A 25656-nucleotide genomic window follows, 5' to 3' on the forward strand; every position below is an offset into this window, starting at 1 on the left:
GCCGGTGAACCCTTCCACCGCGCAGGCCAGGGTGATCGTCGACGAACTCGTCCGCAACACCGTTTCGCACGTCGTCCTCTGCCCGGGCTCCCGCAACGCGCCGCTGTCGATCGCGCTCTACGACGCGGCGGCGGCCGGGAAGCTGCAGCTCCACGTCCGCATCGACGAGCGCGGCGCCGCGTTCCTCGCCCTCGGCATCGCCGCGCGCACCGGGCGTCCGGTGGCCTTGCTGTGCACGTCGGGCACCGCGGCCGCGAACTTCCACCCGGCCGTGCTGGAGGCCGACCGCGCCGGCGTCCCGCTGATCGTCATGACCGCCGACCGGCCGCCCGAGCTGCGCGCGGCCGGCGCGTCGCAGGTCATCGACCAGCACCGGCTGTTCGGCAACGCCGCCCGGTACTTCGACGAGCTGGCCGTCGCCGAGCGGCGGGCCGGCCAGAACTCGTACTGGCGCAGCCAGATCTGCCGGGCCTGGAACGCCGCCTACGGCGAGTGGCGCTGCGGCCCGGTGCACCTGAACATCCCGTTCCGCGAGCCGCTCGTGCCCGACCTCGAGGACGACGGCGAGTGGTACGAGTCGCTGGACGGCCGTCCCGACGGCTCCCGGTGGACCGAGCTGCCGGACTTCGGCGCGCTGCCGTCGTTCGTGGTGCCCTCCGCCCGCCACGGCCTGGTGATCGCGTGCGACACCGGCGTCCAGGCGGCGAGCGAGTGGGCCGAGCAGCACGGCTGGCCGGTGATCTCGGAGACCGGCGGCATCGGGCTGTCCGGTGGCACGGCGATCTCGTCCGGCGCGTGGCTGCTGGGCGTCGAGGAGTTCATCTCGCGGCACAAGCCGGAGCAGGTGCTCTGCCTCGGGCGGCCGACGGTGTTCCGGCAGATCCAGAAGGTGCTTTCGGACGCCTCCGTGGAGGTCCTGCTGGTCCGGCCGGACTCGGACTGGCCGGCGCCCGCGCACAACGTCCGGCAGGTCGGGCAGTGGTTCGACGAGCCGACGAAGCCCGCCGACCCGGAGTGGCTGGCGAGCTGGCGCCGTGCCGACGCCGCGGCCGCTTCCGCTGTCGCCGCGACGCTGGCCGAGGAGCCGTGGCCCAGCGGGCTGCGCGTCGCGACCGAGCTGGTGGACGCGCTGCCGCCGGACTCGCTGCTCGTCGTGGGCTCGTCCAACCCGACCCGGGACGTGGCGCTGGCCGGGCGGTTGCGCCCCGACGTCCTCGTGCACCGCAACCGCGGCGTCGCGGGCATCGACGGCACGGTGTCGACCGCGATCGGCGCCGCGTACGTCCACCGCGGCCCGTCGTACGCGCTGCTGGGCGACCTGACGTTCCTGCACGACGCTTCGGGGCTGCTGACCGGCCCGGCCGAGCAGCGCCCGGACCTGACGATCGTGGTGCTCAACGACGACGGCGGCGGCATCTTCTCGCTGCTGGAGCAGGGCGCGCCGGAGCACTCGGCGAGCTTCGAGCGCGTCTTCGGCACGCCGCACGGCGCCGACCTGGGCGCGCTGTGCGCCGGCTACCGCGTCCCGCACGTCGTCGCGGAGACGCTGACGGAGTTCAAGGCGGCACTGCGGCCGGAGCCGGGCCTGCGCGTCGTCGAGGTGCGAGTGGACCGTTCGCGGCACCGTGACCTGCACGCCCGGCTGCGCTCCGCGGTCAGCGCGGCCGTTTCGGCGGTCTGACGGATTCGGTCAACCGCTTTCCGGGTGGGATCCCAGCAGGCAAGATCCTCCCTTCGGCTGTTCCTGGGTGCTTCTTGGCTGGCTACGTTCGAGCGCGCTGAACCTCACCCGTTGGAGGGATTCGAATGCGTGCAAGAACTCGCACCGGCCTCGGTGTGCTCGCGGCCGGGGTCGCCTCGGTGCTGCTCGCCGGTACCGCCAGTGCGGCCCCGGCGCCGGGTGCGCCCGGCGTCGGTGACACGTACTACCCGAACGCCGGCAACGGCGGCACGGACGTGCTGCACTACGACATCCGCCTGACCTACCAGCCCGCGACCGACGTGCTGGCCGGCACCACCACGCTGCTGCTCACCGCGACGCAGGACCTCTCGCGGTTCGACCTCGACTTCGCGCTCAAGGCGTCCAGCGTGCGCGTGAACAACCGCCCGGCGCAGTTCACGAACCAGAACGGCAACGGCGAGCTCGTCATCACCCCGGCGCAGCCGCTGCTCAAGGGCCAGACCGCGACCGTCGTCGTGGCCTACTCGGACACGCCCTCGACCGAGAAGGTGGACGGGCTCAACGGCTGGAAGAAGGGCTCCTTCGGCGCCCTCGGCGTCGACGAGCCGCAGAGCTCGGCGTGGTGGTTCCCGGCGAACGACCACCCGACCGACAAGGCGACCTACGACGTCACGATCGAAGCCCCGGACGACAACGTTGCCATCACCAACGGCTCGCTGGTCCGGACGCAGAAGAGCCGGGCGGGCTGGACGCGCTGGCAGTGGCGCAGCACCAAGCCGCAGGCGACCTACCTGACGTCGTTCATCGTCGGCAAGTACGAGCTGAACCAGTCGACGACGCCGGACGGAAAGCCGTTCATCACCGCGTACGGCTCGGACCTCGGTGACTCGCTGTACGCGGCGAAGGCGAGCGTCGAGCGGACGCCGGAGATCGACGAGTTCCTGGCCACCCAGTTCGGCCCGTACCCGTTCGAGGCCGAGGGCGGCGTCGTCACCAGCGGCATCACGTTCTCCCTGGAGAATCAGACCCGGCCGACCTACGGCGCCCGCAACTTCCGCGCGGGCTCGAACACGACGTTGATCGCGCACGAGAACGCCCACCAGTGGTTCGGCGACAACGTCTCCCTCGGCCGCTGGAGCGACATCTGGCTGAACGAGGGCTTCGCGTCCTACGCCGAGTGGCTGTGGTCGGAGCACGAGGGCGAGGGCACGGTCGCCGAGCTGGCGCAGTACACGTACGACTCGAACCCGGCCGACGGTGACCTGTGGAAGCTCGTCCCGGCCGACCCGGGCGCGGACAACCAGTTCGACAACGCGGTGTACGACCGCGGCGCGCTGACGCTGCAGGCGCTGCGCACCGCCGTCGGCGACGAGGCGTTCTTCAAGATCCTGCAGACGTGGCAGGCCCAGAAGGGCGGCAAGGACGGCCGGATCCTGGAGTTCATCGCGCTGGCGGAGAAGATCTCGGGCAAGCCGCTGCACGAGCTGTTCCAGACCTGGCTGTACACGGCGGGCAAGCCCGCGGTGGGCCCCAACGGCGCGGCGGCGGTTTCCCGCTTCGCGGCCCCGGCGAAGCCCCGGTCGTACGACCAGATCCAGGCGAACCACCGGAATCTCGCCGCGGAGCACGCGCACTGAGCGAGACCGCTACGCTCGCGGCGTGAGCACGAGAGGTGAACGGGCGAGGCGCGTCGGGTGGTGGACCACCCTCGGCGTCGCCTCGCTCCTCACCGTGATGTGCATCTGCTTGCTGTTCGCGGCGATCCGCAACGACGGCGCGATCTCCGCCCAGCTCGGCACCGCGACGGCGACGGTCGACTCGGTGGCGTTCGACCGCACGATCATCCACTTCGAGACCCCCGACGGCATCGTCCACAGCCCGGCGAACGGGGTGCTCTACCCGGACGGCCTGGCGGCCGGGCAACTGGTCCGCATCGAGTACGACGCGTCCGACCCGGAGCTGGCCCGGGTGGCCGGGCGGTCGGCGACGTTGACGTTGCTGCCGCTGGGGAGTTTCGTGTTCTTCACCTGGCTGGTGGCGGGGCCGCTGCTGTGGTGGATCCGCCGGGTCGACAAGCGAGCCACCGTTCCCGCTTGATCTCGTACTCGACTTCGCCCTGGTCGGCGCCGTCGATGTGGTCTTCGTAGTCGATGGCCGAGGTGAAGGCTCTGGCGAAGGTGAGTCCCGCTGAGGCCATCGTCGCGCGGGACGGGGTGTTGACGGCCATGGTCTGGGCGAAGATCCGGTCCAGGTCGAGTTCTTCGAAGCCGTACCGGAGCAGTTCGAGGGAGCCTTCGCGGGCGTAGCCCTGCCGCCAGTGCCGGCGCAGCAGGCGGTAGCCGAGCTCGGCTTCGCCTTCGACGTCCGGCTGGTCGGGGCCGTGGGGTGGGCGGAGGATCCACCAGCCGACGAAGTCTTCGTCGGCGAAGCCCATCCAGAATCCGTGACCCGTGCTCATCCGGCGTCGGTGGGCTTGCTCGACCTCGTCCCGGGTGGCGGCGCGGCCGGTGAGGTAGCGCATGACTTCCGGGTCGGAGTCGAGTTCGTACTCGAGGTCGAGGTGCTCGTCGGTGAGGGGCACGAGGGTGAGCCGGGGGGTGCGGAGGGTCGGCATGGCTCGATCGTCGCGGGGCGCGCAAGCCGTTTTGGCCTGGTGCGCTGGCTCAGCCTCGTTCTGGTGTCTCCCGCTCCTCGCCTCTTGATTGTTCAACACCGGAGACCCGGCCTCAAGGGCGCCTTCGGCGTCGCTTCGCGATGAGCTTCGCTCACCCTTGACCCCGGGTCTCCGGTGCTGACTGCGGCTGGGACGAGGGGCGGGGGAGGTCCAGGGCGGTCCGTTGGGTGTCTGCTGGCGGTCCGCTGGCTGTCGGTGCTGAGCGAGCTCAGCCCGCGTGGGCCGTCGTGCCCGGGGCGGGCCGTGCGGAGCGAACTCAACCCGCGTGCGCGTCTCCGGCGGCTCGGCGGCTACCCGGGTGCGAAAACCTCACCCCGCGTGCGCCGTCTCCTGCCACCAGCCCAGCACCTCGTCCGCCACCCCCGGTGCCGCCACCAGCAGTCCGTCCGTCGGCAGCGCCGTGTCCTCGCCGTGCTTGTCCAGCACCACCGCGCCCGCCTCGATGGCCATCGCCACCGAGCCCGCGACGTCCCACTCGTGGTAGCTGTGCAGCACCGCCGCGGCCGCGTGCCCCAGCGCCACCTGCGCGATCGACAACGCCGCCGACCCCAGCACCCGGACCCCCGCGTGGGCCGCCGCCGCGCGCTCGATGAAGCCGCCCATCCCCGGCCACGGGCCGCGCCGGGCGAACTCCGTGCACACCAGTGCCCCCGCCGTCACGCAGCGGTCCGTGAGCCGGACCGGTTTGCCGTTCGCGCGGGCCCCTCGGCCGCGCGCCGCGGCGTAGATCTGGGCTCGGTACGGGTCCGCCACCACGCCCACCACCGGGCCCGCCGCGTCCACCAGCGCCAGGCTGTACGCGCACCAGGGCACGCCGGCCACGTAGTTCGCCGTTCCGTCCACCGAGTCGACCACCCAGCGGTACTCGGCGACGTCCGCGCCGTGGTCGGCGCCGAACTCGTGACCGACCACCGGGATGCCCGGGAACTCCGCCGTCAGGACGCGCCGCGTGTGGCGCTCCAGGATGCGGTCGGTGTCGGTGACCCAGTCGAAGGGCGAGTCCAGCGTCGACGGGTGGGCGCCGCGGCCGGCGGTCGCGGTGATCACGTCGGTGGCGTCGTTGGCCAGCCGTCCGGCCACTTCGAGCGCCCTCGACAGCAGGCCGGGCTCGACGGGCCGCGGCGGCCGGGAGGACAAGAGGGTCATGCCTGCTTAGTCTGGGTCACCCTGGTTTCCGGGACACGACCTTGAGATGACATGTCGTAGCCGATCTGTTCCGGCAGCGTTGGCCGCCGTGTCACGCGGTCGCCAGTATCGGGTGCGATCGTCCAAGACGTGCGAGTCGCCATAGTCACCGAAAGTTTCCTGCCCCAGGTGAACGGCGTGACCAACTCCGTCCTGCGGGTCGTCGAGCACCTGCGCGAACGCGCCCACGACGTGCTGATCATCGCCCCCGGTCCCGGCCCGGACTCCTACCGCGGCGCCCCGGTCGTCCGGATCCCCGCGCTGGACTTCCCCGGCGTGAACTCCCTCCCGATCGGTCTGCCGACGCGCACGGTGCTGAACGCGCTGGCCGCGTTCGGGCCGGACGTCGTGCACCTGGCGTCGCCGTTCGTCGTCGGCGCGCGCGGACTCGCGGCGGCGCGGCGGCTGCGGGTGCCGTCGATCGCCGTCTACCAGACCGACATCGCCGGGTTCGCCGCCGCGTACGGCTTCGGCATCGCCGCCCGCGCCGCGTGGCGCTGGGTGCGGCGGCTGCACTCGCGCGCCGACCGGACCCTCGCGCCGTCCAGCGACTCGGTCGCGCAGCTGGAGCTGCACGGCGTCCCGCGGGTGCACCGGTGGGCGCGGGGCGTCGACATCGAGCGGTTCTCCCCGGAGCACGCCGACGCGGCGCTGCGGGCCGAGCTGGCGCCGGACGGCGAGCTGCTCGTCGGGTTCGTCGGCAGGCTGGCGCCGGAAAAAGAGGTCGACCGGCTGGCCGCGCTGGCCGGCGTGCCCGGGATCCGCGTGGTCGTCGTCGGCGACGGGCCCCAACTCGAAAGCCTCAAGGCGCAACTGCCCGGCGCGGCGTTCCTCGGCGCGAAGTACGGCGAAGAGCTTTCCAGGGCGTACGCGAGTCTCGACGTCTTCGTCCACACCGGACCGCACGAGACGTTCTGCCAGGCGGTGCAGGAGGCGATGGCGTCCGGGCTGCCCGTGCTCGCCCCGGACGCGGGCGGCCCGAAGGACCTCGTCCTGCCCGGCCGCACCGGCTACCTGCTGCCCGCGGACCGCGAGCTGTTCGGCCCGGCGCTGGTCGAGAAGGTCGAGGCCCTGCGCGACGCGGCGCTGCGGGAGCGGCTCGGCGAGAAGGCGCGCAAGGTGGTGCTCGGCCGGACCTGGCCCGCCGTCTGCCACGAGCTGCTCGGGCACTACGAAGCCGTGCGGGGCCGGGCCGTCCGCGCGGCCTGACATGCACATCGTCCAGCTCGCGAACTTCTACGGGCCGCGCTCGGGCGGCCTCCGCACGGCGCTGCACCACCTCGGCGCGGGGTACGTCGCGAGCGGCCACGAGGTGACGCTCGTGGTGCCCGGCACGCGGTACGCCGACGAAGTCCTGCCGACCGGTGTCCGCCGGTTTTCCCTACCGGCGCCCAAGATCCCGGGCACCGGCGGCTACCGCGCGGTCGACCCGCACCGCGTCCGCGCGGTCCTGCGAAGACTCGAGCCGGACCGGCTGGAGGTGTCGGACCGGCTGACGCTGCGCGGGATGGGTGGCTGGGCGCGGCGCCACGGCGTCCCCAGCACGGTCATCTCGCACGAGCGCCTCGACCGGCTGCTGGAGCAGTTCCTGCTGCCCGAGCCGGTCGCGCGCCGCGTCGCCGACGTCGCGAACCGGCGGATGGCCGCGAGCTACGACGCGGTCGTCTGCACGACGGCGTTCGCGCGCGCGGAGTTCGACCGGATCGCCGCCCCGAACGTCCACCGCGTGCCCCTCGGCGTCGACCTCGCGACGTTCCGGCCCGCCATGCGCGACGACGGCTGGCGCACCGACCTCGCCGGGGGAGCGGACGCCCTGCTCGTCCACTGTGGACGGCTGTCGCCGGAGAAGCACGTGGAGCGCAGCGTGGACACCGTCGCGGAGCTGACGGAGGCGGGCGCCCGCGTGCGGCTGGTGGTGGCGGGCGACGGCCCTCGCCGCCGCGCGCTGGAACGCCGCGCGCGCGGGCTGCCGGTGACGTTCCTGGGCTTCCTGTCCGGCCGCGGCGACGTCGCCCGGCTGCTGGCCAGTGCGGACGTCTCCCTGGCGCCCGGCCCGCACGAGACGTTCGGGCTGGCGGCGCTGGAGGCGCTGGCGTCCGGGACGCCGGTGGTGGTGTCGGCGTCCTCGGCACTGCGAGAGATCGTGCGCCCGGGCTGCGGCGCGGCGGTGGACGACCACGCGCCGGCGTTCGCCACCGCGGTGACGCACCTCCTGGACAGCCCCGAAGACCTGCGCCGCGCGGCGGCCCGCGCCCGGGCGGAGGAGTTCACCTGGCCGGCCGCGGTGGCCGGGATGCTGGCCGCCTTCCGCTGAACCCTCACGAGCCTGGACCACGCGCGAAGCCGGGGTGGACGCCCGGGGTGAGGCCTTGGTCGGCGGCGATCTTGGTCAGGAGGGTGTGCAGCGTCGCGCGCTCGTCGTCCGACAACGCCTCGGTGAGCGCGCGGTCGTGGGCGGCCGCGGCCTGGGCGACGCGACCCATGAACGCGCGGCCGTCCTCGCTCAGCTCCAGCGCGTAGAGCCGCCGGTCCTCCGGGTTGCGGCGGCGCTCGATCAGGCCGCGCTTCTCCAGACCGTCGACCAGCGCGACGAGCCGGGTCGGCTGGGTGCCGAGCTGAGCCGCGATCGCCTGCTGGCTCTGCCCCGGCCGTGTCGCGACCAGCCGCAACAGCCCGACTTGCGGCGGCGTCAGGTCCAGCTCACCGATCCGCTCGGTGAACCGCTGGGCCGCGTGCGCGCCCACCTGGGCCAGCAGGAACGCGCTGCCGAAACCGTTCATGCCCGGGACGGTAGCCGTTGACAATCGATTACACCAGTGTAATCGTTTATGACATGAAACGAATTGCGGTCATCGCTTACGGCCTGTTCACCGTCGCCGGGGGAGTCCTCGGCGCCACCGGCACCCGCCCGGACTCGTCCGCGGCCGAGGTCGCCGCCTACGACGCCGCGCACCAGGGGCTCGTCCAGCTGCTGGCCCTGGTCGTCTTCGGCGCCGGCCTGTCCCTCGCGGTCTGGACGGCGGCCTCGAGACCACCGCAGCTCGGCTACGCGGGCGGCCTGCTCGCGTCCGGCTCGCTCCTGCTGAGCGGCCTCGCCACCTGGACCGCCGCGCAGAACCCGGACTTCGCCCGCCCGTTCACGTCGCTGGCCTTCGCGGCGGGCGCGTTCGGCTTCGCCGTGCCCCTCGCGCTGCTCATCGCGGTCGTGGCCCGCGACGAGCGGAAATGGCTGGAGATCACGGGCTACGTCGTCGCGGGGCTGGCCGGGCTTTCGGCGCTCGGCATGCTGACCGACGTCCTCTACCCGCTGATCCCGGTCGGACGCTTCGGCGGGCTCATCTGGCTGGTGCTCGCGAGCTTCCTCAAGCCCCGCGACTAATCTCAAGTCATGTCACGCGCAAGCCTGGACAAGAACCCGCACGAAGTCGCCGCCATGTTCGACGGCGTCGCGGACGGGTACGACCGGGCGAACTCGTTCATGACCTTCGGCTTCGACCGGCGCTGGCGCACCACCACCGCCCGCGTGCTCGACGCCCGCCGCGGCGAGAAGGTCCTGGACCTGGCCGCCGGCACCGGGGTGTCCACCGTCGAGTACGCCCGCGGTGGCGCCTGGTGCCTGGCCGCGGACTTCTCCTTCGGCATGCTGCGCGCCGGGCTGCACCGCAAGGTGCCGATGGTGGCGGCGGACGCGCTCAACCTGCCGTTCGCCGACGACAGCTTCGACGCCGTGACGATTTCCCTCGCGCTGCGCAACTTCGTCGACACGAAGGCCGCGCTCACCGAGATCGCCCGCGTGGTCAAGCCGGGCGGCCGCCTGGTGATCTGCGAGGTCTCGACCCCGCCGTTCGCCCCGATCCGGTTCATCCACCGGCGGTTCATGCTCAAGCTGCTCACCTGGGTCGGCAAGCGGACGTCGTCGAACCCGGAGGCCTACTCCTACCTGGCCGAATCGATGCTGGCCTGGCCGGACCAGCGCACGCTAGGCGAGATCATCGCGAGCGCCGGCTGGGCCGACGTCGAGTGGTTGAACCTCACATTCGGCGTCGTGGCGATCCACCGCGCGCGAAAGCCTGCCTAACTCCGCCTTCCTCCCCACCGCCACCCTCAAAGGAGGGGCTTCGCCCCGCTGTAGATTCGAAGCATGAGTCGACGCACCGCAGACCAGGACGCCGAAGTCATCGTCGTCGGCGCCGGGCCCGCCGGATCCACTGTCGCGACGTACCTGGCGCGGTCGGGCGTCGACGTCCTGCTGCTGGAGAAGACCGAGTTCCCGCGCGAGAAGGTCTGCGGTGACGGCCTGACCCCGCGCGGCGTCAAGCAGCTCATCGACCTGGGGATCGACACCAGCGAGGACGCGGGCTGGGTGCACAGCCGCGGCCTGCGGATCCTCACCGGCGACCTCACGCTGGAACTCGACTGGCCGGACCTGACGAGCTACCCGCCGTACGGCGTTTCCCGCACCCGCCACGACTTCGACGATCTCCTCGCGAAGCTCGCGGTGAAGGCGGGCGCGCGCCTGTACGAGCGCACCACCGTCACCGGTGCGATCACGAACGCGACCGGACGCGTGGTCGGCGTCGAGGCGAAGGTCGGCCCGGAGCGGACGCCGGTGAAGTACTACGCGCCGCTCGTCCTGGCCTGCGACGGCGTCTCCGCGCGGCTCGCGCTGAGCGTCGGCATCCAGAAGAACGAGAAGCGCCCGATGGGCGTCGCGGTGCGCCAGTACTACAAGAGCCCGCGCCACGACGACCCGTTCATCGAGGGCCACCTCGAGCTGTGGGACAAGTCCGACCCGCGCGACCCGAAGCTGCTGCCGGGCTACGGCTGGGCGTTCCCGCTCGGCGACGGCACGGTCAACGTCGGCCTCGGCATGCTCTCGACGTCGGCCTCGTTCCGGAACACCGACTACCGCGCGCTGCTGCGCCAGTGGCTCGACGGGACGCCGGAGGAGTGGGGCTACCGCGAGGAGAACGCGATCGGCAAGGTCGGCGGCGCCGGCCTCCCGATGGGCTTCAACCGCACCCCGCACTACCGCGACGGCCTGCTGCTGCTCGGCGACGCGGGCGGCATGGTCAGCCCGTTCAACGGCGAGGGCATCTCGGCGGCGATGGAGTCCGCGCAGATCGCGGCGGAGGTCGTCGTGCAAGCGCTTGCGCGGCGCGAAGGGCCTTCGCGGGAGCGGGCGCTGGAGGCGTACCCGCGCGCGGTGCGGGAGCTGATGGGCGGCTACTACCAGCTGGGCAACGTGTTCGCGAAGATCATCGGCAAGCCGAAGATCATGCACGCCTGCACCAAGTACGGGCTGCGCATCAACAAGCTCCTGCCGCTGGTCTACAAGGGCCTGTCCGGCTGCTACGACGCCAAGGGCGGCGACGGCGTCGACCGCCTGATCTCGGCCCTCGCCCGCGCCACCCCTTCCCCCCGCTGACCCCGGCCGCCACTTTCCCTAGGAAAGATGCGTCTCGAGGGGCACCAGGGCGGCACTTTCCCTACGAAAGTGCCGCCCTTTTCGCGCGCGGACACTCGGGTGGCGTAGCAAGTTGGCCGTGCGGCCAGTGGGATAGCTCACACCCTGATGTCCGTTTTGTCCGGCCACGGAACGATCTTGTGACACCTTCACGCAGGTCGCGCGGCCGTCGTCATCGCGCCGTGACAACGATGGCGGCGGAACTTAGGGCACCCTTATAACACGGGGGCCTAGGGACAAGAGTGTGAGTCGCGTCCTAGACTCCCCCCATGCTTTGTGAATCCCTTCACATCCACGACGAGTGGCTTGTGAACTATTTCACAAGCGCCTTGAGGTCCAGCCACGGGCCGTAAGGAGACCCTGACCCTCGGCGGTGTGACCCAGGTCCCTTAGGGTGCCGACGAGGCCAAGCGGTTCCCCACCACAAGCACAACCGCATCGGCGCGGAAAGGATGGCGAAGACCCCGTGCTGACGTTGCTGACCCGAACCGACACGGTGCAGCTGGCGCAAGAGGCCCCGAGCCTGAAGCCCTACCTGCCCATCGTGATCCTGTTCGTCCTGGCGCTCGGTTTCGCCGTGCTGTCGGTCCTGCTGGGCCCGCTCGTCGGCCCCAGCCGCTACAACAAGGCCAAGCTCTCCGCGTACGAGTGCGGCATCGAGCCCTCGCCCCAGCCGCTCGTCGGCGGCGGGCGGATGCCGGTGGCCTACTACATCACCGCGATGCTGTTCATCCTGTTCGACATCGAGATGGTCTTCCTCTACCCGTTCGCCGTGCAGGCGGACGCGCTGGGCACGTTCGGCCTGGTGGAGATCCTGCTGTTCATCGCGACGGTCGGCTTCGCGTACGCCTACGTGTGGCGGCGCGGCGGCCTGGATTGGAACTAGACCCATGGGCCTCGAAGAGAAACTCCCCAACGGCATCCTGCTGGCCAGCCTCGAAGGTCTCGTCAACTGGTCGCGGAAGAATTCGATGTGGCCGGCCACCTTCGGGCTCGCCTGCTGCGCGATCGAGATGATGACGGTCGGCGGTTCCCGCTACGACATCGCCCGCTTCGGCATGGAGCGCTTCAGCGCGACGCCGCGGCAGGCCGACCTGATGATCGTCGCCGGCCGGGTCACGCAGAAGATGGCGCCGGTCCTGCGCCAGATCTACGACCAGATGGCCGAGCCCAAGTGGGTGCTCGCCATGGGCGTCTGCGCCTCCTCCGGCGGCATGTTCAACAACTACGCCGTGGTCCAGGGCGTCGACCACATCGTGCCGGTCGACATGTACCTGCCCGGCTGCCCGCCGCGGCCGGAGATGCTGCTGGACGCGATCCTCAAGCTGCACGCCAAGATCCAGGACGAGCCGATCAACGCCCGCCGCGCCGCCATCCGCGCCGCCAGCGGGGCCCGCACCGAGCTCGTCGCGTCGTCGATCAAGTACGCGAAGAAGTAGAGCGATGACTGAGAACCCGCAACCCGGCGACGAGCAGTCCAGCGCCGACCGGCCCGAAGGCGGCCTCGAGCCGACGGGCACCCGCCCCGCCGAACCCGTCGTCACCGGCCGCGAACGCCAGGGCATGTTCGGCGTCCACGGCACCGGCGACACCTCCGGCTACGGCGGTGTCCGGCTGCCGGCCTACAACCCGGCGCCCGCCGAACGCCCGTACGGCGGCTGGTTCGACCAGTTCGCCGACGAGTTCTACGCGGCGCTGTCGGACAACAAGATCCCCGCCGAAGCGATCCTGCAGACGACGGTCGACCGCGGCGAGATCACCTTCTACGTCGCCCGCGAGCAGCTGCCCGCGATCGCGAAGGTGCTGCGCGACGACGGCGGTCTCCGCTTCGAGCTGCTGTCCTCGGTGTCCGGCGTGGACTACGGCGTCGACGTCCCGGAGCGGCTGCACTCGGTGTACCACTTCACGTCCCTGACCTACCGCCGCCGGATCCGGCTCGAGGTGACCCTCGACGTCGACGACGCGCACGTGCCGTCGCTGGTCGGGCTCTACCCGACCGCCGACTGGCAGGAGCGGGAGGCCTGGGACATGTTCGGCATCGTCTACGACGGCCACCCGGCGCTGACCCGGATCCTGATGCCGGACGACTGGGACGGCCACCCCCAGCGCAAGGACTACCCGCTCGGCGGGATCCCGGTCGAATACAAGGGCGCGGAGATCCCGCCGCCGGACCAGCGGAGGTCGTACTCGTGAGCACCGAGAACCTTTCCGACGTCACCACCGGGACGGACACGAGCGCGCCGGGCAGCGACAGCACCGACGACGTCAGCTACGCCGATTCCCGTGACACCACCGAAGGCCGCGTCTACTCGGTCTCCGGCGGCGACTGGGACGACGTCATCGCCGACGCGGCGCACGACGAGCGCATGGTCATCAACATGGGCCCGCAGCACCCGTCGACGCACGGCGTGCTCCGGCTCGTGCTGGAGATGGAGGGCGAGACCGTCACGCAGCTGCGGTCGGTCATCGGCTACCTCCACACCGGCATCGAGAAGAACTGCGAGTACCGGACCTGGACCCAGGGCGTCACCTTCGTGACGCGCATGGACTACCTGGCCCCGCTTTCGACGGAGATGGCGTACTGCCTCGGCGTCGAGAAGCTGCTGCAGATCGAGGCCCCGCGCCGCGCGCAGCTGCTTCGCGTGATGCTGCTGGAGATCAACCGGATCGGCTCGCACCTCGTCTACATCGCGACCGGCGGCATGGAGCTCGGCGCCACCACCGCGATGACGCTCGGCTTCCGCGAGCGCGAAGAGGTGCTGCACCTGCTGGAGCACCTGACCGGCCTGCGGATGAACCACGCGTTCATCCGCCCCGGCGGCCTCGCGCAGGACATGCCGGCGGACTACGTCGAGAAGGTCACCGAATTCGTCAAGACGATGAAGAAGCGCCTTCCGCTGTACGACAAGCTGTTCACCGGTCAGCCGATCTGGCGGAACCGGCTCAAGGGCGTGGGCTACCTGCCGGTCGACGCGTGCCTCGCGCTCGGCGTCACCGGCCCGGTGCTGCGGTCCGCCGGCCTCCCGTGGGACCTGCGCAAGACCGAGCCGTACTCCTGCTACGACGAGTTCGACTTCGACGTGCCCGTGGACAACGGTGCCGACTGCTGGTCGCGCTACCTGATCCGGGTGCACGAGATGCACGAGAGCCTCAAGATCATCGAACAGTGCCTGGAGAAGCTCGAGCCGGGCCCGGTCATGGTCGAGGACAAGAAGGTCGCCTGGCCCGCGCAGCTGTCCATCGGCAGCGACGGCATGGGCAACTCGCTCGAGCACGTCAAGAAGATCATGGGCCAGTCGATGGAGTCCCTGATCCACCACTTCAAGCTGGTGACCGAGGGCTTCAAGGTGCCGGCCGGGCAGGTCTACACCTCGGTGGAGTCGCCGCGCGGCGAGCTGAGCGCGCACCTGGTCTCCGACGGCGGCACCCGGCCGCTGCGGGTCCACGTGCGCGAACCGAGCTTCGTGAACCTGCAGTCGATGCCCGCAATGGCCGAAGGCGGCCTCGTCGCGGACGTGATCGCCGCGATCGCCTCGATCGACCCCGTCATGGGGGGAGTGGACCGATGAGCACAGCAGTTCCCGAACCCGGCTCGAAGGACGCCGTGACGACGCACGCCGCGGCCGGGCCGGACGTCGACGTGGTCGCCATCGCGCCGGACCCCGATGTCGCGGCCGGGATCATCACCGAGACGCCGCTCGAAGACGTCTTCGACGCCGGCACCACGGCCCAGGCGCAGGAGATCATCTCCCGCTACCCGGTGTCCCGCTCGGCGCTGCTGCCGATGCTGCACCTCGTGCAGTCGGTGCAGGGCTACGTCAGCCAGGAGGGCATCGCGTTCTGCGCGAAGCAGCTCGACCTGTCCGACGCCGAGGTCAGCGCGGTCGCGACGTTCTACACGATGTACAAGCGCAAGCCGTGCGGCGAGCACCTCGTGAGCGTCTGCACCAACACGCTGTGCGCGGCCATGGGCGGCGACGCGATCTACAAGAAGCTCCAGGCGCACCTCGGGTCCGAGGAAGAACCGCTGGGGCACAACGAGACCGCGGGCACGCCGAACGAGCCGGGCTCGATCACCCTCGAGCACGCCGAGTGCCTGGCGGCCTGCGACCTCGCGCCGGTCATCCAGGTCAACTACGAGTACTTCGACAACCAGACCGAGGACAAGGCCGTCGCACTGGTCGACGCGCTGCGGGCGGGCAAGAAGCCGGCGCCGACGCGCGGTGCGCCGCTGTCCAGCTTCAAGGGTGCCGAACTGCAGCTCGCCGGGTTCTTCCCGGAGGACGAGCGCCAGTACCGCGCGGACGTCGACGGTCCCTCGCAGGCCGTCGAGACGCTGCGGGGCGCGAAGCTCGCGCAGGACCGCGGCTGGGTCGCCCCGGTCGCGCAAGACGTCCCGCTCCCGGAAGTGGAGAAGAAGTAATGGCCGACCCCATCACTCCGGTCCTCACGAAGCGCTGGCTGTCGCCGAACTCCTGGCAGATCGGGACGTACGAAGCACTCGAGGGCTACACCGCCGTCCGCAAGGCACTGGCCGGCACGCCCGAGCAGCTCGTCCAGGTGGTCAAGGACTCCGGCCTGCGCGGCCGCGGCGGTGCGGGCTTCCCGGCCGGCATCAAGTGGTCCTTCATGCCGCCGAACTTCGACAAGCCGCACTACCTGGTGATCAACGCCGACGAGGGCGAACCGGGTACCTGCAAGGACATCCCGCTGATGATGGCGGACCCGCACTCGCTGATCGAGGGCTGCATCATCGCCTCGTACGCGATGCGGTCCAACCACTGCTTCATCTACGTCCGCGGCGAGGCGCTGCACTGCATCCGCCGCCTCAACGCGGCCGTGCGCGAAGCCGAAGCGGCCGGTTACCTGGGCGAGAACATCCTCGGCTCCGGCTTCGACCTGAAGATCACCGTCCACGCCGGAGCGGGCGCGTACATCTGCGGCGAGGAGACGGCGCTGCTGGACTCGCTGGAGGGCCGTCGCGGCCAGCCGCGGCTCAAGCCGCCGTTCCCGGCCGCCGCGGGTCTCTACGCCGCGCCGACCACGGTCAACAACGTCGAGACCATCGCGAGCGCGCCGTTCATCGTCAACGGCGGGTCGAGCTGGTTCCGCGAGATGGGCCGCGAGAAGTCGCCCGGCCCGAAGATCTACTCGATCTCCGGCCACGTCGAGAAGCCCGGCCAGTACGAGTGCCCGCTCGGCACCACGCTGCGCGAGCTGCTCGACATGGCGGGCGGCATGAAGGACGGCATCCCGCTCAAGTTCTGGACCCCGGGCGGCTCGTCCACCCCGATGTTCACCGCCGAGCACCTCGACGTTCCCCTGGACTTCGAGGGTGCGGCGGAAGCCGGGTCGATGCTGGGCACGACCGCCGTGCAGGTCTTCAACGAGACGGTGTCGGTGCCCTGGGCCGTGATGAAGTGGACGCAGTTCTACGAGCACGAGTCCTGCGGCAAGTGCACGCCGTGCCGCGAAGGCACGTACTGGCTGGCGCAGATCCTCGAGCGGATGGTCGAGGGCCACGGCACCGAAGAGGACATCGACACCCTCCTCGACGTCTGCGACAACATCCTCGGCCGGTCGTTCTGCGCCCTCGGTGACGGCGCGGTGTCGCCGATCCAGAGCGGCATCAAGTACTTCCGCGACGAATTCCTCGCTCTGTGTGAGAGCACCAAGCGCGAACTGGTGGGAGCGCAGGCATCATGACGATCGCCCCCGACAAGCCTCAGACCGAAGAGACGCCGGTCCCCGAAGGCCACGTGAAGCTGGTCATCGACGGCGAAGAGGTCATCGCCCCCAAGGGCGAACTCCTCATCCGCACGGCCGAACGCCTCGGCACGGTCATCCCGCGGTTCTGCGACCACCCGCTCCTCGACCCGGCCGGCGCCTGCCGCCAGTGCCTGGTCGAGGTCGAGATGGGCGGCCGGCCGATGCCGAAGCCGCAGGCGTCCTGCACGATGACCGTCGCCGACGGCATGGTCGTCAAGACGCAGCTGACGTCGCCGGTCGCGGACAAGGCCCAGCAGGGTGTGATGGAGCTGCTGCTCATCAACCACCCGCTGGACTGCCCGATCTGCGACAAGGGCGGCGAGTGCCCGCTGCAGAACCAGGCGCTGGCCCACGGCCGCGCGGAGTCCCGGTTCGTCGACACCAAGCGGACGTTCCCGAAGCCCCTGCCGATCTCGACGCAGGTGCTGCTGGACCGCGAACGCTGCGTGCTCTGCCAGCGCTGCACCCGGTTCTCCCGCGAGATCGCCGGCGACCCGTTCATCGAGCTCCTCGAGCGCGGCGCCCACCAGCAGATCGGCACCGCGGAGACGGCGGACGTGCTCGACCTGGCGTCGCGGACGACGTCCGGCCAGCCGTTCCAGTCCTACTTCTCCGGCAACGTCATCCAGATCTGCCCGGTCGGGGCCCTGACGAGCGCGGCCTACCGGTTCCGCTCCCGCCCGTTCGACCTGGTGTCCGCGCCGAGCGTCTGCGAGCACTGCTCGTCCGGCTGCGCCGAGCGCACCGACTTCCGGCGCGGCAAGGTCCAGCGCAAGCTGGCCGGCGACGACCCCGAGGTCAACGAAGAGTGGCTCTGCGACAAGGGCCGCTTCGCCTTCCGCTACACCGGCGCCGACGACCGCATCCGCCGTCCGCTGGTCCGCAACGCCGCCACCGGTGAGCTGGAAGAGGCGTCCTGGACCGACGCGCTGCGCATCGCGGCCGCCGGCCTCACCGAAGCCCGTTCGAACGGCGGCGTCGGCGTCCTGCCCGGCGGCCGGCTGACCGTCGAGGACGCTTACGCGTACTCGAAGTTCGCCCGGGTCGCCCTGCACACCAACGACGTCGACTTCCGCGCCCGCCCGCACTCGGCCGAGGAGCTCGCGTTCCTCACCTCGCGGGTCGTGGGCGTGACGGCGGAGTCCGGCGTCACCTTCGGCGAGATCGAGCGGGCCCGCACGGTCCTGTGCGTCGCCTTCGAGCCCGAGGACGAAGCGCCGATCGTGTTCCTGCGGCTGCGCAAGGCGGCCCGCAAGAACCGCACCCGCGTCGTCCACCTGGGACAGTGGACGACCTCGTCGGTGCGCAAGACGTTCGGCGAGCTGCTCGCCTGCGTCCCCGGCCAGGAGGCCGCGGCCATCGACGGCATCGCCAAGCACGCGCCGGACCTCGACGAGGCCCTGCGCGGCGACGGCTCGGTCGTCCTGGTCGGCGAGCGCGCCGCCGGCGTGCCGGGCCTGTTCTCGGCGCTGCAGGACCTGGTGGAGCGCACCGGCGTCCGGCTCGCGTGGATCCCGCGCCGGGCCGGTGACCGCGGCGCGCTGCAGGCCGGCTGCGTCCCGACGCTGCTGCCGGGCGGCCGCCGCGTCACCGACGACGCTGCCCGCGTCGCCGTCGAAAACGCTTGGGGCGTCCCGGTTCCGGCCACGCCGGGCCGCGACACCACCGGCATCCTCGAGGCCGCTTCGGGCCGCGAACTCGGCGGCCTGGTCGTCGGCGGCGTCGACCCGTACGACCTGCCGGACCCGGAGCTGGCGCTGCGCGCGCTGGACACCGCCGGCTTCGTCGTCAGCCTCGAACTCCGCCACAGCGCGGTGACCGAGCGCGCGGACGTCGTGCTCCCGGTGGCGGCGTCGGACGAGAAGGCCGGCAGCTACCTCAACTGGGAGGGCCGCACCCGCCCGTTCGACGTCACCCTCGAAGGCACCGGCGCCCTGCCGGACTGCCGGGTGCTCGACACCCTCGCCGTCGAGATGGACGCCGACCTGTTCACGCAGACGCCGGCCGCCGCCCGCGGCGACTTCGAGAAGCTGGGCAAGGCTTCGGCGCTGAACTGGAGCCACGTCGCCGTCGAGGTGCCGGCCCCGGTGACGCCGGGCGCGGGCCAGGCGGTCCTGTCGACCTGGCGCCAGCTGATCGACAACGGTTCGCTGCAGGACGGCGAGCCGCACCTGAAGGGCACCCAGCGCACGCCGGTCGCGCGGCTGTCCGCGAAGACCGCGGAAGGCCTGGGCGTCACCGTGAAGGTGAGCACCGAGCGCGGTGCGATCACGCTGCCGGTGGAGATCGCGGACCTGCCCGACGGCGTCGTGTGGCTGCCGGGCAATTCCGACGGCTCGGCCGTGTTCAAGACCCTCGGTGCCGGCCACGGTGCCCTGGTGAACCTTGCTGGGGGTGAACAGTGACACCGTTGCTGACCGAAGCGGCCGTGGGCAGTGTCCCGGACGCGGCGACGCGGGCGGCGCTGCTGGCGGACGACCCGTTGTGGCTGATCCTGCTGAAGTGCGTGGTCATCCTGCTGATCGGGCCGATCTTCACGATCTTCCTGATCGTCTGGGAGCGCAAGGCCGTCGGCCGGATGCAGAACCGGCCCGGCCCCAACCGGGTCGGCCCGGGCGGTTACCTGCAGTCCCTGGCGGACGCGATCAAGCTGCCGTTCAAGGAACAGATCATCCCGGACACGGCCGACCGCAAGGTGTACTTCCTGGCGCCGGTCCTGTGCGTGGTGCCCTCGCTGATCGCGCTGTCGGCCATCCCGTTCGGCCCGGTGGTGTCGATCTTCGGCGAGCGGACCGTGCTGCAGCTGCTCGACCTGCCGGTCAGCGCGCTGGTGATCCTGGCCTGCTCCTCGATCGGCGTCTACGGCATCGTGCTCGCCGGTTGGGCGTCCGGCTCGCCGTACCCGCTGCTCGGCGGCATGCGCAGCGCGGCGCAGGTGATCTCCTACGAGATCGCGATGGGTCTCTCGATCGTCGCGGTGATCCTGCAGGCCGGCTCGCTCGACCTGGCCGACATCGTCTCCAAGCAGCAGCCGGCGTGGTTCCTCTACCTGGTCCCGAGCTTCGTGATCTACCTGATCTCGATGGTGGGCGAGACCAACCGCGCCCCGTTCGACCTCCCCGAGGCCGAGTCGGAGCTGGTCGGCGGCTTCCACACCGAGTACAGCTCGATGAAGTTCGCGATGTTCTTCCTCGCCGAGTACGTCAACATGGTGATCGTCTCGGCGTTCGCGACGACGCTGTTCCTCGGCGGCTGGATGGCCCCGTGGCCGCTGTCGCTGATCGGGAACAACGTGCTCAACACCGGCTGGTGGCCGGTGCTGTGGTTCTTCGCGAAGATGTTCGTCCTGCTGTTCGGGTTCATCTGGCTGCGCGGCACGCTGCCCCGCCTGCGCTACGACCAGTTCATGCGCCTGGGCTGGAAGGTGCTGGTCCCGCTGAACCTGGTGTGGATCATCATGGTGACCTTCGCGAAGGTCATCGCCTGGAACACCGCGTCCATCATCATCGCCGCGGTCGCCATCTTCATCGTCATCGCCCTGTTCTTCTACGTCCGCGCGTCGGGCCGCGAAGAGGAGAGCGAGACCGTTCCGGTGACCGGCGGCGGTTTCCCGGTCCCGCCGCTGGACCTCAAGGTCCCGCAGACCACCCCGCGTCAGAAGGCCCTGGCCAAGGCCGAGGCGAAGGCGGCCCGCCGCAAGCCGGCGGCCGTCGGTACCGCAAAGGAAGGAGCGCAAGATGGGGTTTCTTGATCCCGTCAAGGGCTTCGGCGTCACCTTCGGGATGATGTTCAAGAAGGTCGCCACCGAGGAGTACCCCGAGGCCGGCGCCCCCGCCGCCCCGCGGTACCACGGGCGCCACCAGCTGAACCGCCACCCGGACGGCCTCGAAAAGTGCGTCGGCTGCGAGCTGTGCGCCTGGGCGTGCCCGGCGGACGCGATCTTCGTCGAGGGCGGTGACAACACCGAGGAAGCCCGGTTCTCGCCGGGCGAGCGGTACGGCGCGGACTACCAGATCAACTACCTGCGCTGCATCGGCTGCGGCCTCTGCATCGAGGCGTGCCCGACGCGGTCGCTGACGATGATCAACTTCTACGAGCTGGCCGACGACGACCGCCAGCGGCTGATCTACACGAAGGAAGACCTCCTCGCGCCGCTCCTGCCCGGCATGGAGCAGCCGCCGCACCCGATGCGGCTCGGCGAGAACGAGCAGGACTACTACGTGAACGGCCCCGAACTCGCGCGCGGGGAGGGCGTCCAGTGATCACCGCCCTCCTGGCCCAGGCCCCGACGGGTGCCGCGGCCGGCGTCACCACCGGCGAGGCCGTCGCGTTCTGGATCCTCGGCCCGCTGTGCCTGCTCGGCGCGCTCGGCATGATCTTCTCCCGCAACGCCGTGCACTCGGCGCTGTGGCTGGTCCTGACGATGCTGAGCCTGGGCGCGCTGTACATGATCCAGTCGGCGCCGTTCCTGGGCTTCACGCAGATCATCGTCTACACCGGCGCGATCATGATGCTGTTCCTGTTCGTGCTGATGCTGGTCGGGCGCGAGAGCTCCGACTCGGTCGTCGAAGTCCTCCGCGGCCAGCGGCTGGCGGCGACCGTGCTCGGCATCGGGATGGCCGCGCTGCTGGCCACCGGCATCTACCGGGCGATGGAGAACGTCACCCCGGCGACGCCGCTCGACTCGACGACGTCGGCAGGCGGCGGTCCCAAGGGCCTCGGCAAGCTGATCTTCACCGACTACCTGTTCCCGTTCGAGCTGACGTCGGCGCTGCTCATCACCGCCGCGATCGGCGCGATGGTGCTGGCCTTCACCGACCGGCACGCCAAGGGCGGGAAGCGCACGCAGAAGGAACTGGTCGTCGCCCGCTTCCGCGGTGAGCACGACCGGCCCTCGCCGCTGCCCGGCCCGGGCGTCTTCGCCACCGCCAACTCGGTGGCGACGCCGGCGCTGCTGCCGGACGGCTCGATCGCCCCGGAGTCGCTCTCGGCGATCATCGAGTCCACCTCGGCGATCGAGCTGGCGAAGGAACGCAAGCTCGTCGCCGACGACGTCGAGCACCCGGACGCGCACGCGCTGGTCGGCTCGGACAGCTCGGAATCCGAAGGGGAGAAGGCATGACCCCGACGTACTACCTGCTGCTGTCGGCGCTGCTGTTCGCGCTCGGCGCGGTCGGCGTGCTGGTGCGGCGCAACGCGATCGTCGTGTTCATGTGCATCGAGCTGATGCTCAACGCCGTGAACCTGTCGCTGGTCACGTTCGCCCGGATCAACGGCGGGCTCGACGGCCAGATCATGGCGTTCTTCGTGATGGTCGTCGCGGCCGCCGAGGTCGTGGTCGGCCTGGCGATCATCATGGCCATCTTCCGCACCCGGCGCTCGGCCTCGGTCGACGACACCAACCTGCTGAAGTACTAGGAGACACCGAGTGACCGCATCATCGTGGCTGCTGGTGGCCCTCCCTGCCCTCGGCGCCCTGATCCTCCTGCTGGCGGGCAAGCGCGCGAAGGCCTGGGGGCATCTGCTCGGAACGGCCACCGTCGCCCTCGCCTTCGTCTACGGGCTGATCCTGTTCTTCACCGCGGACACCGGCACCACGACCGACACCAAGCTGTACTCGTGGATCCCGGCCGGCGCGCTGCAAATCGACTTCGGCCTGCGGATCGACGCGCTGTCGCTGACGTTCGTGCTGCTCATCACCGGCGTCGGCATGCTGATCCACTTCTACTCGATCGGCTACATGGCCGACGACGAGGGCCGGTACCGCTTCTTCGCGTACCTGAACCTCTTCGTCGCTTCGATGCTGATCCTGGTGCTGGGCAACAGCTTCGTGACGCTCTACATGGGCTGGGAGGGCGTGGGTCTCGCGTCCTACCTGCTCATCGGCTGGTACCAGGGCCGCCCGTCCGCCGCGACCGCGGCGAAGAAGGCGTTCCTGATGAACCGCGTCGGTGACGTCGGGCTCGCGCTGGCGATCTTCATCATGTTCAAGTACGCGGGCTCGACCGGCTACGCGCAGGTCTTCCAGGCGGTCGGCGACGGCAAGTTCTCGCCGGCGGCGATCACCGCGATGGCGATCCTGCTGCTGCTGGGCGCGTGCGGCAAGTCCGGCCAGTTCCCGCTGCAGGCGTGGCTCCCGGACGCGATGGAGGGCCCGACCCCGGTCTCGGCCCTGATCCACGCGGCAACGATGGTCACCGCCGGCGTCTACCTGGTGGCCCGCTCGAAGGACATCTTCAACGCCACCGAAGACGGCCGCTTGATCGTCACGCTGGTCGGCACGGTGACCCTGCTGCTCGGGTGCATCATCGGCTGCGCGTACGACGACATCAAGAAGGTCCTCGCGTACTCGACGGTCAGCCAGATCGGCTACATGATGCTGGCGGTCGGGCTCGGGCCCATCGCGTACGCGCTGGGCATCATGCACCTGGTGGCGCACGGCTTCTTCAAGGCCGGGCTCTTCCTCGGGGCCGGGTCGGTCATGCACGGCATGAACGACGAGGTCGACATGCGGAAGTTCGGCGGCCTGCGCAAGAAGATGCCGATCACGTTCATCACCTTCGGCCTCGGCTACCTCGCCCTGATCGGCATCCCGCCGCTGTCGGGCTTCTTCACCAAGGACGCGATCATCGAGGCGGCGTTCGGCCAGGGCGGCTGGCGTGGCTGGGTGATGGGCGGCGCCGCGCTGCTGGGCGCCGGGCTCACCGCGTTCTACATGACGCGCCTGATGGTGATGACGTTCTTCGGCAAGGAGCGCTGGAAGGACATCAAGTCCAGCGACGGCCGCGACTTCCACCCGCACGAGTCCAAGGCGATCATGTGGATCCCGATGGCGGTGCTGGCGGTCGGTTCGGTCGGCGCCGGTGCGTTCTTCGCCCTCGGTGACCGCTTCGCCGAGTGGCTGACTCCCTCGGTCGGCGAGCTGGAGGAAGCGCACCACGCGCCGTTCGACGCCTGGGTGATCTCCGTCGCCGCGATCGTGTTCTCGGTGCTGGGCGTGCTGATCGCGTACCTGATCTTCCGCCGCGACGTCCCGGTCGAGCGGCCCGAGCGGGTCTCGTTCGTCACCCGCGCCGCGCGCAAGGACCTCTACGGCAACGCCCTCAACGAGACGCTGGTCGCCCGCCCGGGCACCTGGCTCGCGCGGGCGCTGGTGTTCGTCGACAACCGCGGCGTCGACGGCGCGGTCAACGGTCTCGCCGCCTCCCTCGGCGGCGGCTCCGGCCGGCTGAGGCGGCTCCAGACCGGGTTCGTCCGGTCCTACGCGCTGTCGATGCTGGGCGGCACGTTCCTGCTTCTGGCGGCTCTCCTGCTGGTGAGGTTCTCCTGATGACCTGGTTGCTGATCCTCATCCTGGTGCCGCTCGCCGGCTCCCTGGTGCTGGCGTTCCTCAAGGGGAACGACCGCGCCGCGGTGCTGGCCGCGCTGGCGTTCTCGATCCTCGAGTTCCTGCTGATCATCCCGTTCTGGCTCAGCTACTCGCCCTCGGGCGCGCGGCTGCAGATGACGTCGAGCTTCGACTGGATCCCCAGTTTCGGCGTGCACATCGCGTTCGGCACCGACGGCATCTCGCTGATCATGATCGCGGTGATCGCGCTGCTGGTGCCGATCGTCGTCGGCGGCCTCGGCACGCTGGACAAGCTGCCGGCGGGCCGCAGCGCGGGCGGGTTCCTCTCGCTGATCCTGCTGCAGGAAGCGCTCACGATCGGCGTGTTCGCCGCGACCGACGTCTTCCTGTTCTACGTGCTGTTCGAGATCATGCTGATCCCGATGTACTTCCTGATCGGCGGCTACGGCGGCGCGAACCGGCAGTACGCGGCGGTGAAGTTCTTCCTCTACTCGTTCCTCGGCGGCCTGATCATGCTGGCGTCGGCGATCGGGGCGTACTCGCTCGCGAAGGACAAGCTCGGGCACGGCACGTTCGACTGGGCCACGCTCGTCACGGTGGTCCGCGACGCGCCGCTGTCCACGCAGATCTGGCTGTTCCTCGGGTTCTTCCTGGCGTTCGCGATCAAGGCGCCGCTGGTGCCGTTCCACACCTGGCTGCCGGACGCGGCGGGGGAGGCGCCGATCGGCGTCGCCGTCCTGCTGGTCGGCGTGCTGGACAAGGTCGGCACGTTCGGGTTCCTGCGCTACTGCCTGCCGATGTTCCCGGACGCGAGCAAGACGCTGGCGCCGCTGGTGCTGGTGCTCTCGGTGGTCGGTGTCCTCTACGGATCCATCCTCGCGGCGGGTCAGCGGGACATGAAGCGGTTCATCGCCTACGTGTCCATCGCGCACTTCGGCTTCATCTCGCTGGGCATCTTCGCCTTCAACGAGCAGGCGATGGTCGGCTCGGCGACGTACATGCTCAACCACAGCCTCGCGACCGGCATGCTGATCGTCGTGATCGGCCTGGTCATCGCGCGCGGCGGGTCTTCGAAGATCTCGGACTACGGCGGCATGGCGAAGGTGACGCCGCTGCTGGCGGGCCTGTTCCTCCTCGCCGGCCTGTCGACGCTTTCGCTGCCGGGCACCAACTCCTTCGTCTCGGAGTTCCTGGTGCTCATCGGGTCCTACGTGGACCAGCCGGTCTACACGATCCTCGCGACGGTCGGCATGGTCCTCGCCGCGGCGTACGTGCTGTGGCTCTACCAGCGGGTCATGCAGGGCCCGGTCCGCGGCGACGCGCTCATCGGCGTCGGCGGGGGACCGGGCACCGCGATGGCGCCGGAACTCGGCGCGAAGAAGGCGATCACCGACCTGAACGGCCGCGAGATCGCGATCCTCGCCCCGCTGGTCGTGCTGATCCTCGTCCTCGGCTTCTACCCGAAGCCGGTGCTCGACACAGTCACCCCGACGGTGCAGCAGACGCTGTCCGCGGTCCAGGGAGGCAAGTAA

24 protein-coding genes are annotated in these 25656 nt (G+C 70.4%); 21 read left to right on the forward strand and 3 right to left on the reverse strand.

The features are described from left to right. Window positions 1-4: 4 nt before the first annotated feature. From menD to AB0B33_RS07275, 3 genes are all read left to right on the forward strand, one after another. A complete protein-coding gene (menD, locus tag AB0B33_RS07265; protein ID WP_360767994.1) occupies window positions 5-1681 on the forward strand; it encodes a 2-succinyl-5-enolpyruvyl-6-hydroxy-3-cyclohexene-1-carboxylic-acid synthase in 1677 nt (558 codons plus the stop codon). Window positions 1682-1806: 125 nt separating this feature from the next. After that, a complete protein-coding gene (locus tag AB0B33_RS07270) occupies window positions 1807-3318 on the forward strand; it encodes a M1 family metallopeptidase (protein WP_360767996.1) in 1512 nt (503 codons plus the stop codon). Between the two features lie 22 nt (window positions 3319-3340). Next, the gene (locus AB0B33_RS07275; protein ID WP_247015315.1) at window positions 3341-3778 is read left to right on the forward strand and encodes a DUF3592 domain-containing protein; all 438 of its coding nucleotides are present in this window, start codon (window positions 3341-3343) and stop codon (window positions 3776-3778) included. Here the strand turns inward: AB0B33_RS07275 and AB0B33_RS07280 are convergent. Both AB0B33_RS07280 and AB0B33_RS07285 read right to left on the reverse strand, forming a co-directional pair. Beyond that, on the reverse strand, window positions 3705-4295 hold the full coding sequence (locus AB0B33_RS07280) for a GNAT family N-acetyltransferase (protein ID WP_360768000.1): 591 nt from the start codon (window positions 4293-4295) through the stop codon (window positions 3705-3707). The genes AB0B33_RS07275 and AB0B33_RS07280 overlap by 74 nt on opposite strands. A 369-nt stretch (window positions 4296-4664) precedes the next feature. Next, window positions 4665-5501, reverse strand: coding sequence for an inositol monophosphatase (locus AB0B33_RS07285; protein ID WP_247015310.1), 837 nt, complete (start codon window positions 5499-5501; stop codon window positions 4665-4667). Between the two features lie 177 nt (window positions 5502-5678). Here AB0B33_RS07285 and AB0B33_RS07290 point away from each other — a divergent pair, with 177 nt between their 5' ends. Both AB0B33_RS07290 and AB0B33_RS07295 read left to right on the forward strand, forming a co-directional pair. Further along, window positions 5679-6749, forward strand: a complete 1071-nt coding sequence (locus tag AB0B33_RS07290; RefSeq protein ID WP_360768003.1) for a glycosyltransferase family 1 protein — start codon at window positions 5679-5681, stop codon at window positions 6747-6749. 1 nt (window position 6750) lies between these two features. Next, window positions 6751-7854, forward strand: coding sequence for a glycosyltransferase family 1 protein (locus AB0B33_RS07295; RefSeq protein WP_360768006.1), 1104 nt, complete (start codon window positions 6751-6753; stop codon window positions 7852-7854). A 4-nt stretch (window positions 7855-7858) separates the two neighbouring features. Here AB0B33_RS07295 and AB0B33_RS07300 read toward each other — a convergent pair whose 3' ends face one another. Beyond that, the gene (locus AB0B33_RS07300) at window positions 7859-8320 is read right to left on the reverse strand and encodes a MarR family transcriptional regulator (RefSeq protein ID WP_360768009.1); all 462 of its coding nucleotides are present in this window, start codon (window positions 8318-8320) and stop codon (window positions 7859-7861) included. Between the two features lie 53 nt (window positions 8321-8373). On the opposite strand from AB0B33_RS07300, the gene AB0B33_RS07305 reads away from it, so the two are divergent. The 16 genes from AB0B33_RS07305 (at window position 8374) to AB0B33_RS07380 (ending at window position 25656) form a co-directional block, all read left to right on the forward strand. Beyond that, a complete protein-coding gene (locus tag AB0B33_RS07305) occupies window positions 8374-8919 on the forward strand; it encodes a DUF4386 domain-containing protein (protein ID WP_360768010.1) in 546 nt (181 codons plus the stop codon). A gap of 9 nt (window positions 8920-8928) precedes the next feature. Next, a complete protein-coding gene (locus tag AB0B33_RS07310; RefSeq protein ID WP_247015298.1) occupies window positions 8929-9618 on the forward strand; it encodes a demethylmenaquinone methyltransferase in 690 nt (229 codons plus the stop codon). Window positions 9619-9681: 63 nt separating this feature from the next. Further along, entirely contained in the window at window positions 9682-10968 is a 1287-nt protein-coding gene (locus AB0B33_RS07315; protein ID WP_360768013.1) for a geranylgeranyl reductase family protein, read from the forward strand. A 505-nt stretch (window positions 10969-11473) separates the two neighbouring features. Next, the gene (locus AB0B33_RS07320) at window positions 11474-11893 is read left to right on the forward strand and encodes an NADH-quinone oxidoreductase subunit A (protein WP_247015294.1); all 420 of its coding nucleotides are present in this window, start codon (window positions 11474-11476) and stop codon (window positions 11891-11893) included. Between the two features lie 4 nt (window positions 11894-11897). Continuing rightward, the gene (locus AB0B33_RS07325) at window positions 11898-12446 is read left to right on the forward strand and encodes an NADH-quinone oxidoreductase subunit B (protein WP_020643101.1); all 549 of its coding nucleotides are present in this window, start codon (window positions 11898-11900) and stop codon (window positions 12444-12446) included. A gap of 4 nt (window positions 12447-12450) precedes the next feature. Next, window positions 12451-13200 carry an NADH-quinone oxidoreductase subunit C gene (locus AB0B33_RS07330; protein WP_360768015.1) on the forward strand — a complete coding sequence of 250 codons (750 nt, stop codon included), beginning with the start codon at window positions 12451-12453 and terminating at the stop codon, window positions 13198-13200. Beyond that, window positions 13197-14576 carry an NADH-quinone oxidoreductase subunit D gene (locus AB0B33_RS07335; RefSeq protein WP_360768018.1) on the forward strand — a complete coding sequence of 460 codons (1380 nt, stop codon included), beginning with the start codon at window positions 13197-13199 and terminating at the stop codon, window positions 14574-14576. Before AB0B33_RS07330 ends, AB0B33_RS07335 begins: the two co-directional genes overlap by 4 nt. Continuing rightward, window positions 14573-15430, forward strand: coding sequence for an NADH-quinone oxidoreductase subunit NuoE (gene nuoE / locus AB0B33_RS07340; protein WP_360768020.1), 858 nt, complete (start codon window positions 14573-14575; stop codon window positions 15428-15430). Before AB0B33_RS07335 ends, nuoE begins: the two co-directional genes overlap by 4 nt. Next, a complete protein-coding gene (nuoF, locus tag AB0B33_RS07345) occupies window positions 15430-16713 on the forward strand; it encodes an NADH-quinone oxidoreductase subunit NuoF (protein WP_247015287.1) in 1284 nt (427 codons plus the stop codon). The genes nuoE and nuoF overlap by 1 nt, the downstream gene beginning before the upstream one ends. Then, on the forward strand, window positions 16710-19181 hold the full coding sequence (locus tag AB0B33_RS07350) for an NADH-quinone oxidoreductase subunit G (protein WP_360768022.1): 2472 nt from the start codon (window positions 16710-16712) through the stop codon (window positions 19179-19181). The genes nuoF and AB0B33_RS07350 overlap by 4 nt, the downstream gene beginning before the upstream one ends. Beyond that, window positions 19178-20527, forward strand: coding sequence for an NADH-quinone oxidoreductase subunit NuoH (gene nuoH, locus AB0B33_RS07355; protein WP_360768025.1), 1350 nt, complete (start codon window positions 19178-19180; stop codon window positions 20525-20527). The genes AB0B33_RS07350 and nuoH overlap by 4 nt, the downstream gene beginning before the upstream one ends. Further along, window positions 20514-21038 (forward strand): NADH-quinone oxidoreductase subunit NuoI, encoded by a 525-nt coding sequence (nuoI, locus tag AB0B33_RS07360; RefSeq protein WP_247015281.1) that lies wholly within the window; start codon window positions 20514-20516, stop codon window positions 21036-21038. The genes nuoH and nuoI overlap by 14 nt, the downstream gene beginning before the upstream one ends. Beyond that, window positions 21035-21898: an NADH-quinone oxidoreductase subunit J gene (locus tag AB0B33_RS07365; protein ID WP_360768028.1), complete on the forward strand. Its 864-nt coding sequence runs from the start codon at window positions 21035-21037 to the stop codon at window positions 21896-21898. Before nuoI ends, AB0B33_RS07365 begins: the two co-directional genes overlap by 4 nt. After that, window positions 21895-22194, forward strand: coding sequence for an NADH-quinone oxidoreductase subunit NuoK (gene nuoK, locus AB0B33_RS07370; protein ID WP_003081840.1), 300 nt, complete (start codon window positions 21895-21897; stop codon window positions 22192-22194). The genes AB0B33_RS07365 and nuoK overlap by 4 nt, the downstream gene beginning before the upstream one ends. Window positions 22195-22204: 10 nt before the next feature. Beyond that, window positions 22205-24106 (forward strand): NADH-quinone oxidoreductase subunit L, encoded by a 1902-nt coding sequence (gene nuoL / locus AB0B33_RS07375; RefSeq protein ID WP_360768031.1) that lies wholly within the window; start codon window positions 22205-22207, stop codon window positions 24104-24106. Beyond that, window positions 24106-25656: an NADH-quinone oxidoreductase subunit M gene (locus tag AB0B33_RS07380; protein ID WP_247015275.1), complete on the forward strand. Its 1551-nt coding sequence runs from the start codon at window positions 24106-24108 to the stop codon at window positions 25654-25656. Before nuoL ends, AB0B33_RS07380 begins: the two co-directional genes overlap by 1 nt.

Origin of the sequence: Amycolatopsis sp. NPDC049159, assembly GCF_040648295.1 — a bacterium.
GTDB lineage: Bacteria > Actinomycetota > Actinomycetes > Mycobacteriales > Pseudonocardiaceae > Amycolatopsis > Amycolatopsis pretoriensis_A.

Excerpts from the sequence above, each read along its gene's own strand:
- nuoK (WP_003081840.1), top strand. The coding sequence starts at position 21,895 with ATGACCCCGACGTACTACCTGCTGCTGTCGGCGCTGCTGTTCGCGCTC.
- AB0B33_RS07300 (WP_360768009.1), bottom strand. The coding sequence starts at position 8,320 with ATGAACGGTTTCGGCAGCGCGTTCCTGCTGGCCCAGGTGGGCGCGCAC.
- AB0B33_RS07310 (WP_247015298.1), top strand. The coding sequence starts at position 8,929 with ATGTCACGCGCAAGCCTGGACAAGAACCCGCACGAAGTCGCCGCCATG.
- AB0B33_RS07305 (WP_360768010.1), top strand. The coding sequence starts at position 8,374 with ATGAAACGAATTGCGGTCATCGCTTACGGCCTGTTCACCGTCGCCGGG.
- AB0B33_RS07285 (WP_247015310.1), bottom strand. The coding sequence starts at position 5,501 with ATGACCCTCTTGTCCTCCCGGCCGCCGCGGCCCGTCGAGCCCGGCCTG.
- AB0B33_RS07325 (WP_020643101.1), top strand. The coding sequence starts at position 11,898 with ATGGGCCTCGAAGAGAAACTCCCCAACGGCATCCTGCTGGCCAGCCTC.
- AB0B33_RS07270 (WP_360767996.1), top strand. The coding sequence starts at position 1,807 with ATGCGTGCAAGAACTCGCACCGGCCTCGGTGTGCTCGCGGCCGGGGTC.
- AB0B33_RS07350 (WP_360768022.1), top strand. The coding sequence starts at position 16,710 with ATGACGATCGCCCCCGACAAGCCTCAGACCGAAGAGACGCCGGTCCCC.
- nuoF (WP_247015287.1), top strand. The coding sequence starts at position 15,430 with ATGGCCGACCCCATCACTCCGGTCCTCACGAAGCGCTGGCTGTCGCCG.
- nuoE (WP_360768020.1), top strand. The coding sequence starts at position 14,573 with ATGAGCACAGCAGTTCCCGAACCCGGCTCGAAGGACGCCGTGACGACG.
- AB0B33_RS07315 (WP_360768013.1), top strand. The coding sequence starts at position 9,682 with ATGAGTCGACGCACCGCAGACCAGGACGCCGAAGTCATCGTCGTCGGC.
- AB0B33_RS07380 (WP_247015275.1), top strand. The coding sequence starts at position 24,106 with ATGACCTGGTTGCTGATCCTCATCCTGGTGCCGCTCGCCGGCTCCCTG.
- AB0B33_RS07295 (WP_360768006.1), top strand. The coding sequence starts at position 6,751 with ATGCACATCGTCCAGCTCGCGAACTTCTACGGGCCGCGCTCGGGCGGC.
- nuoI (WP_247015281.1), top strand. The coding sequence starts at position 20,514 with ATGGGGTTTCTTGATCCCGTCAAGGGCTTCGGCGTCACCTTCGGGATG.
- AB0B33_RS07330 (WP_360768015.1), top strand. The coding sequence starts at position 12,451 with ATGACTGAGAACCCGCAACCCGGCGACGAGCAGTCCAGCGCCGACCGG.
- AB0B33_RS07280 (WP_360768000.1), bottom strand. The coding sequence starts at position 4,295 with ATGCCGACCCTCCGCACCCCCCGGCTCACCCTCGTGCCCCTCACCGAC.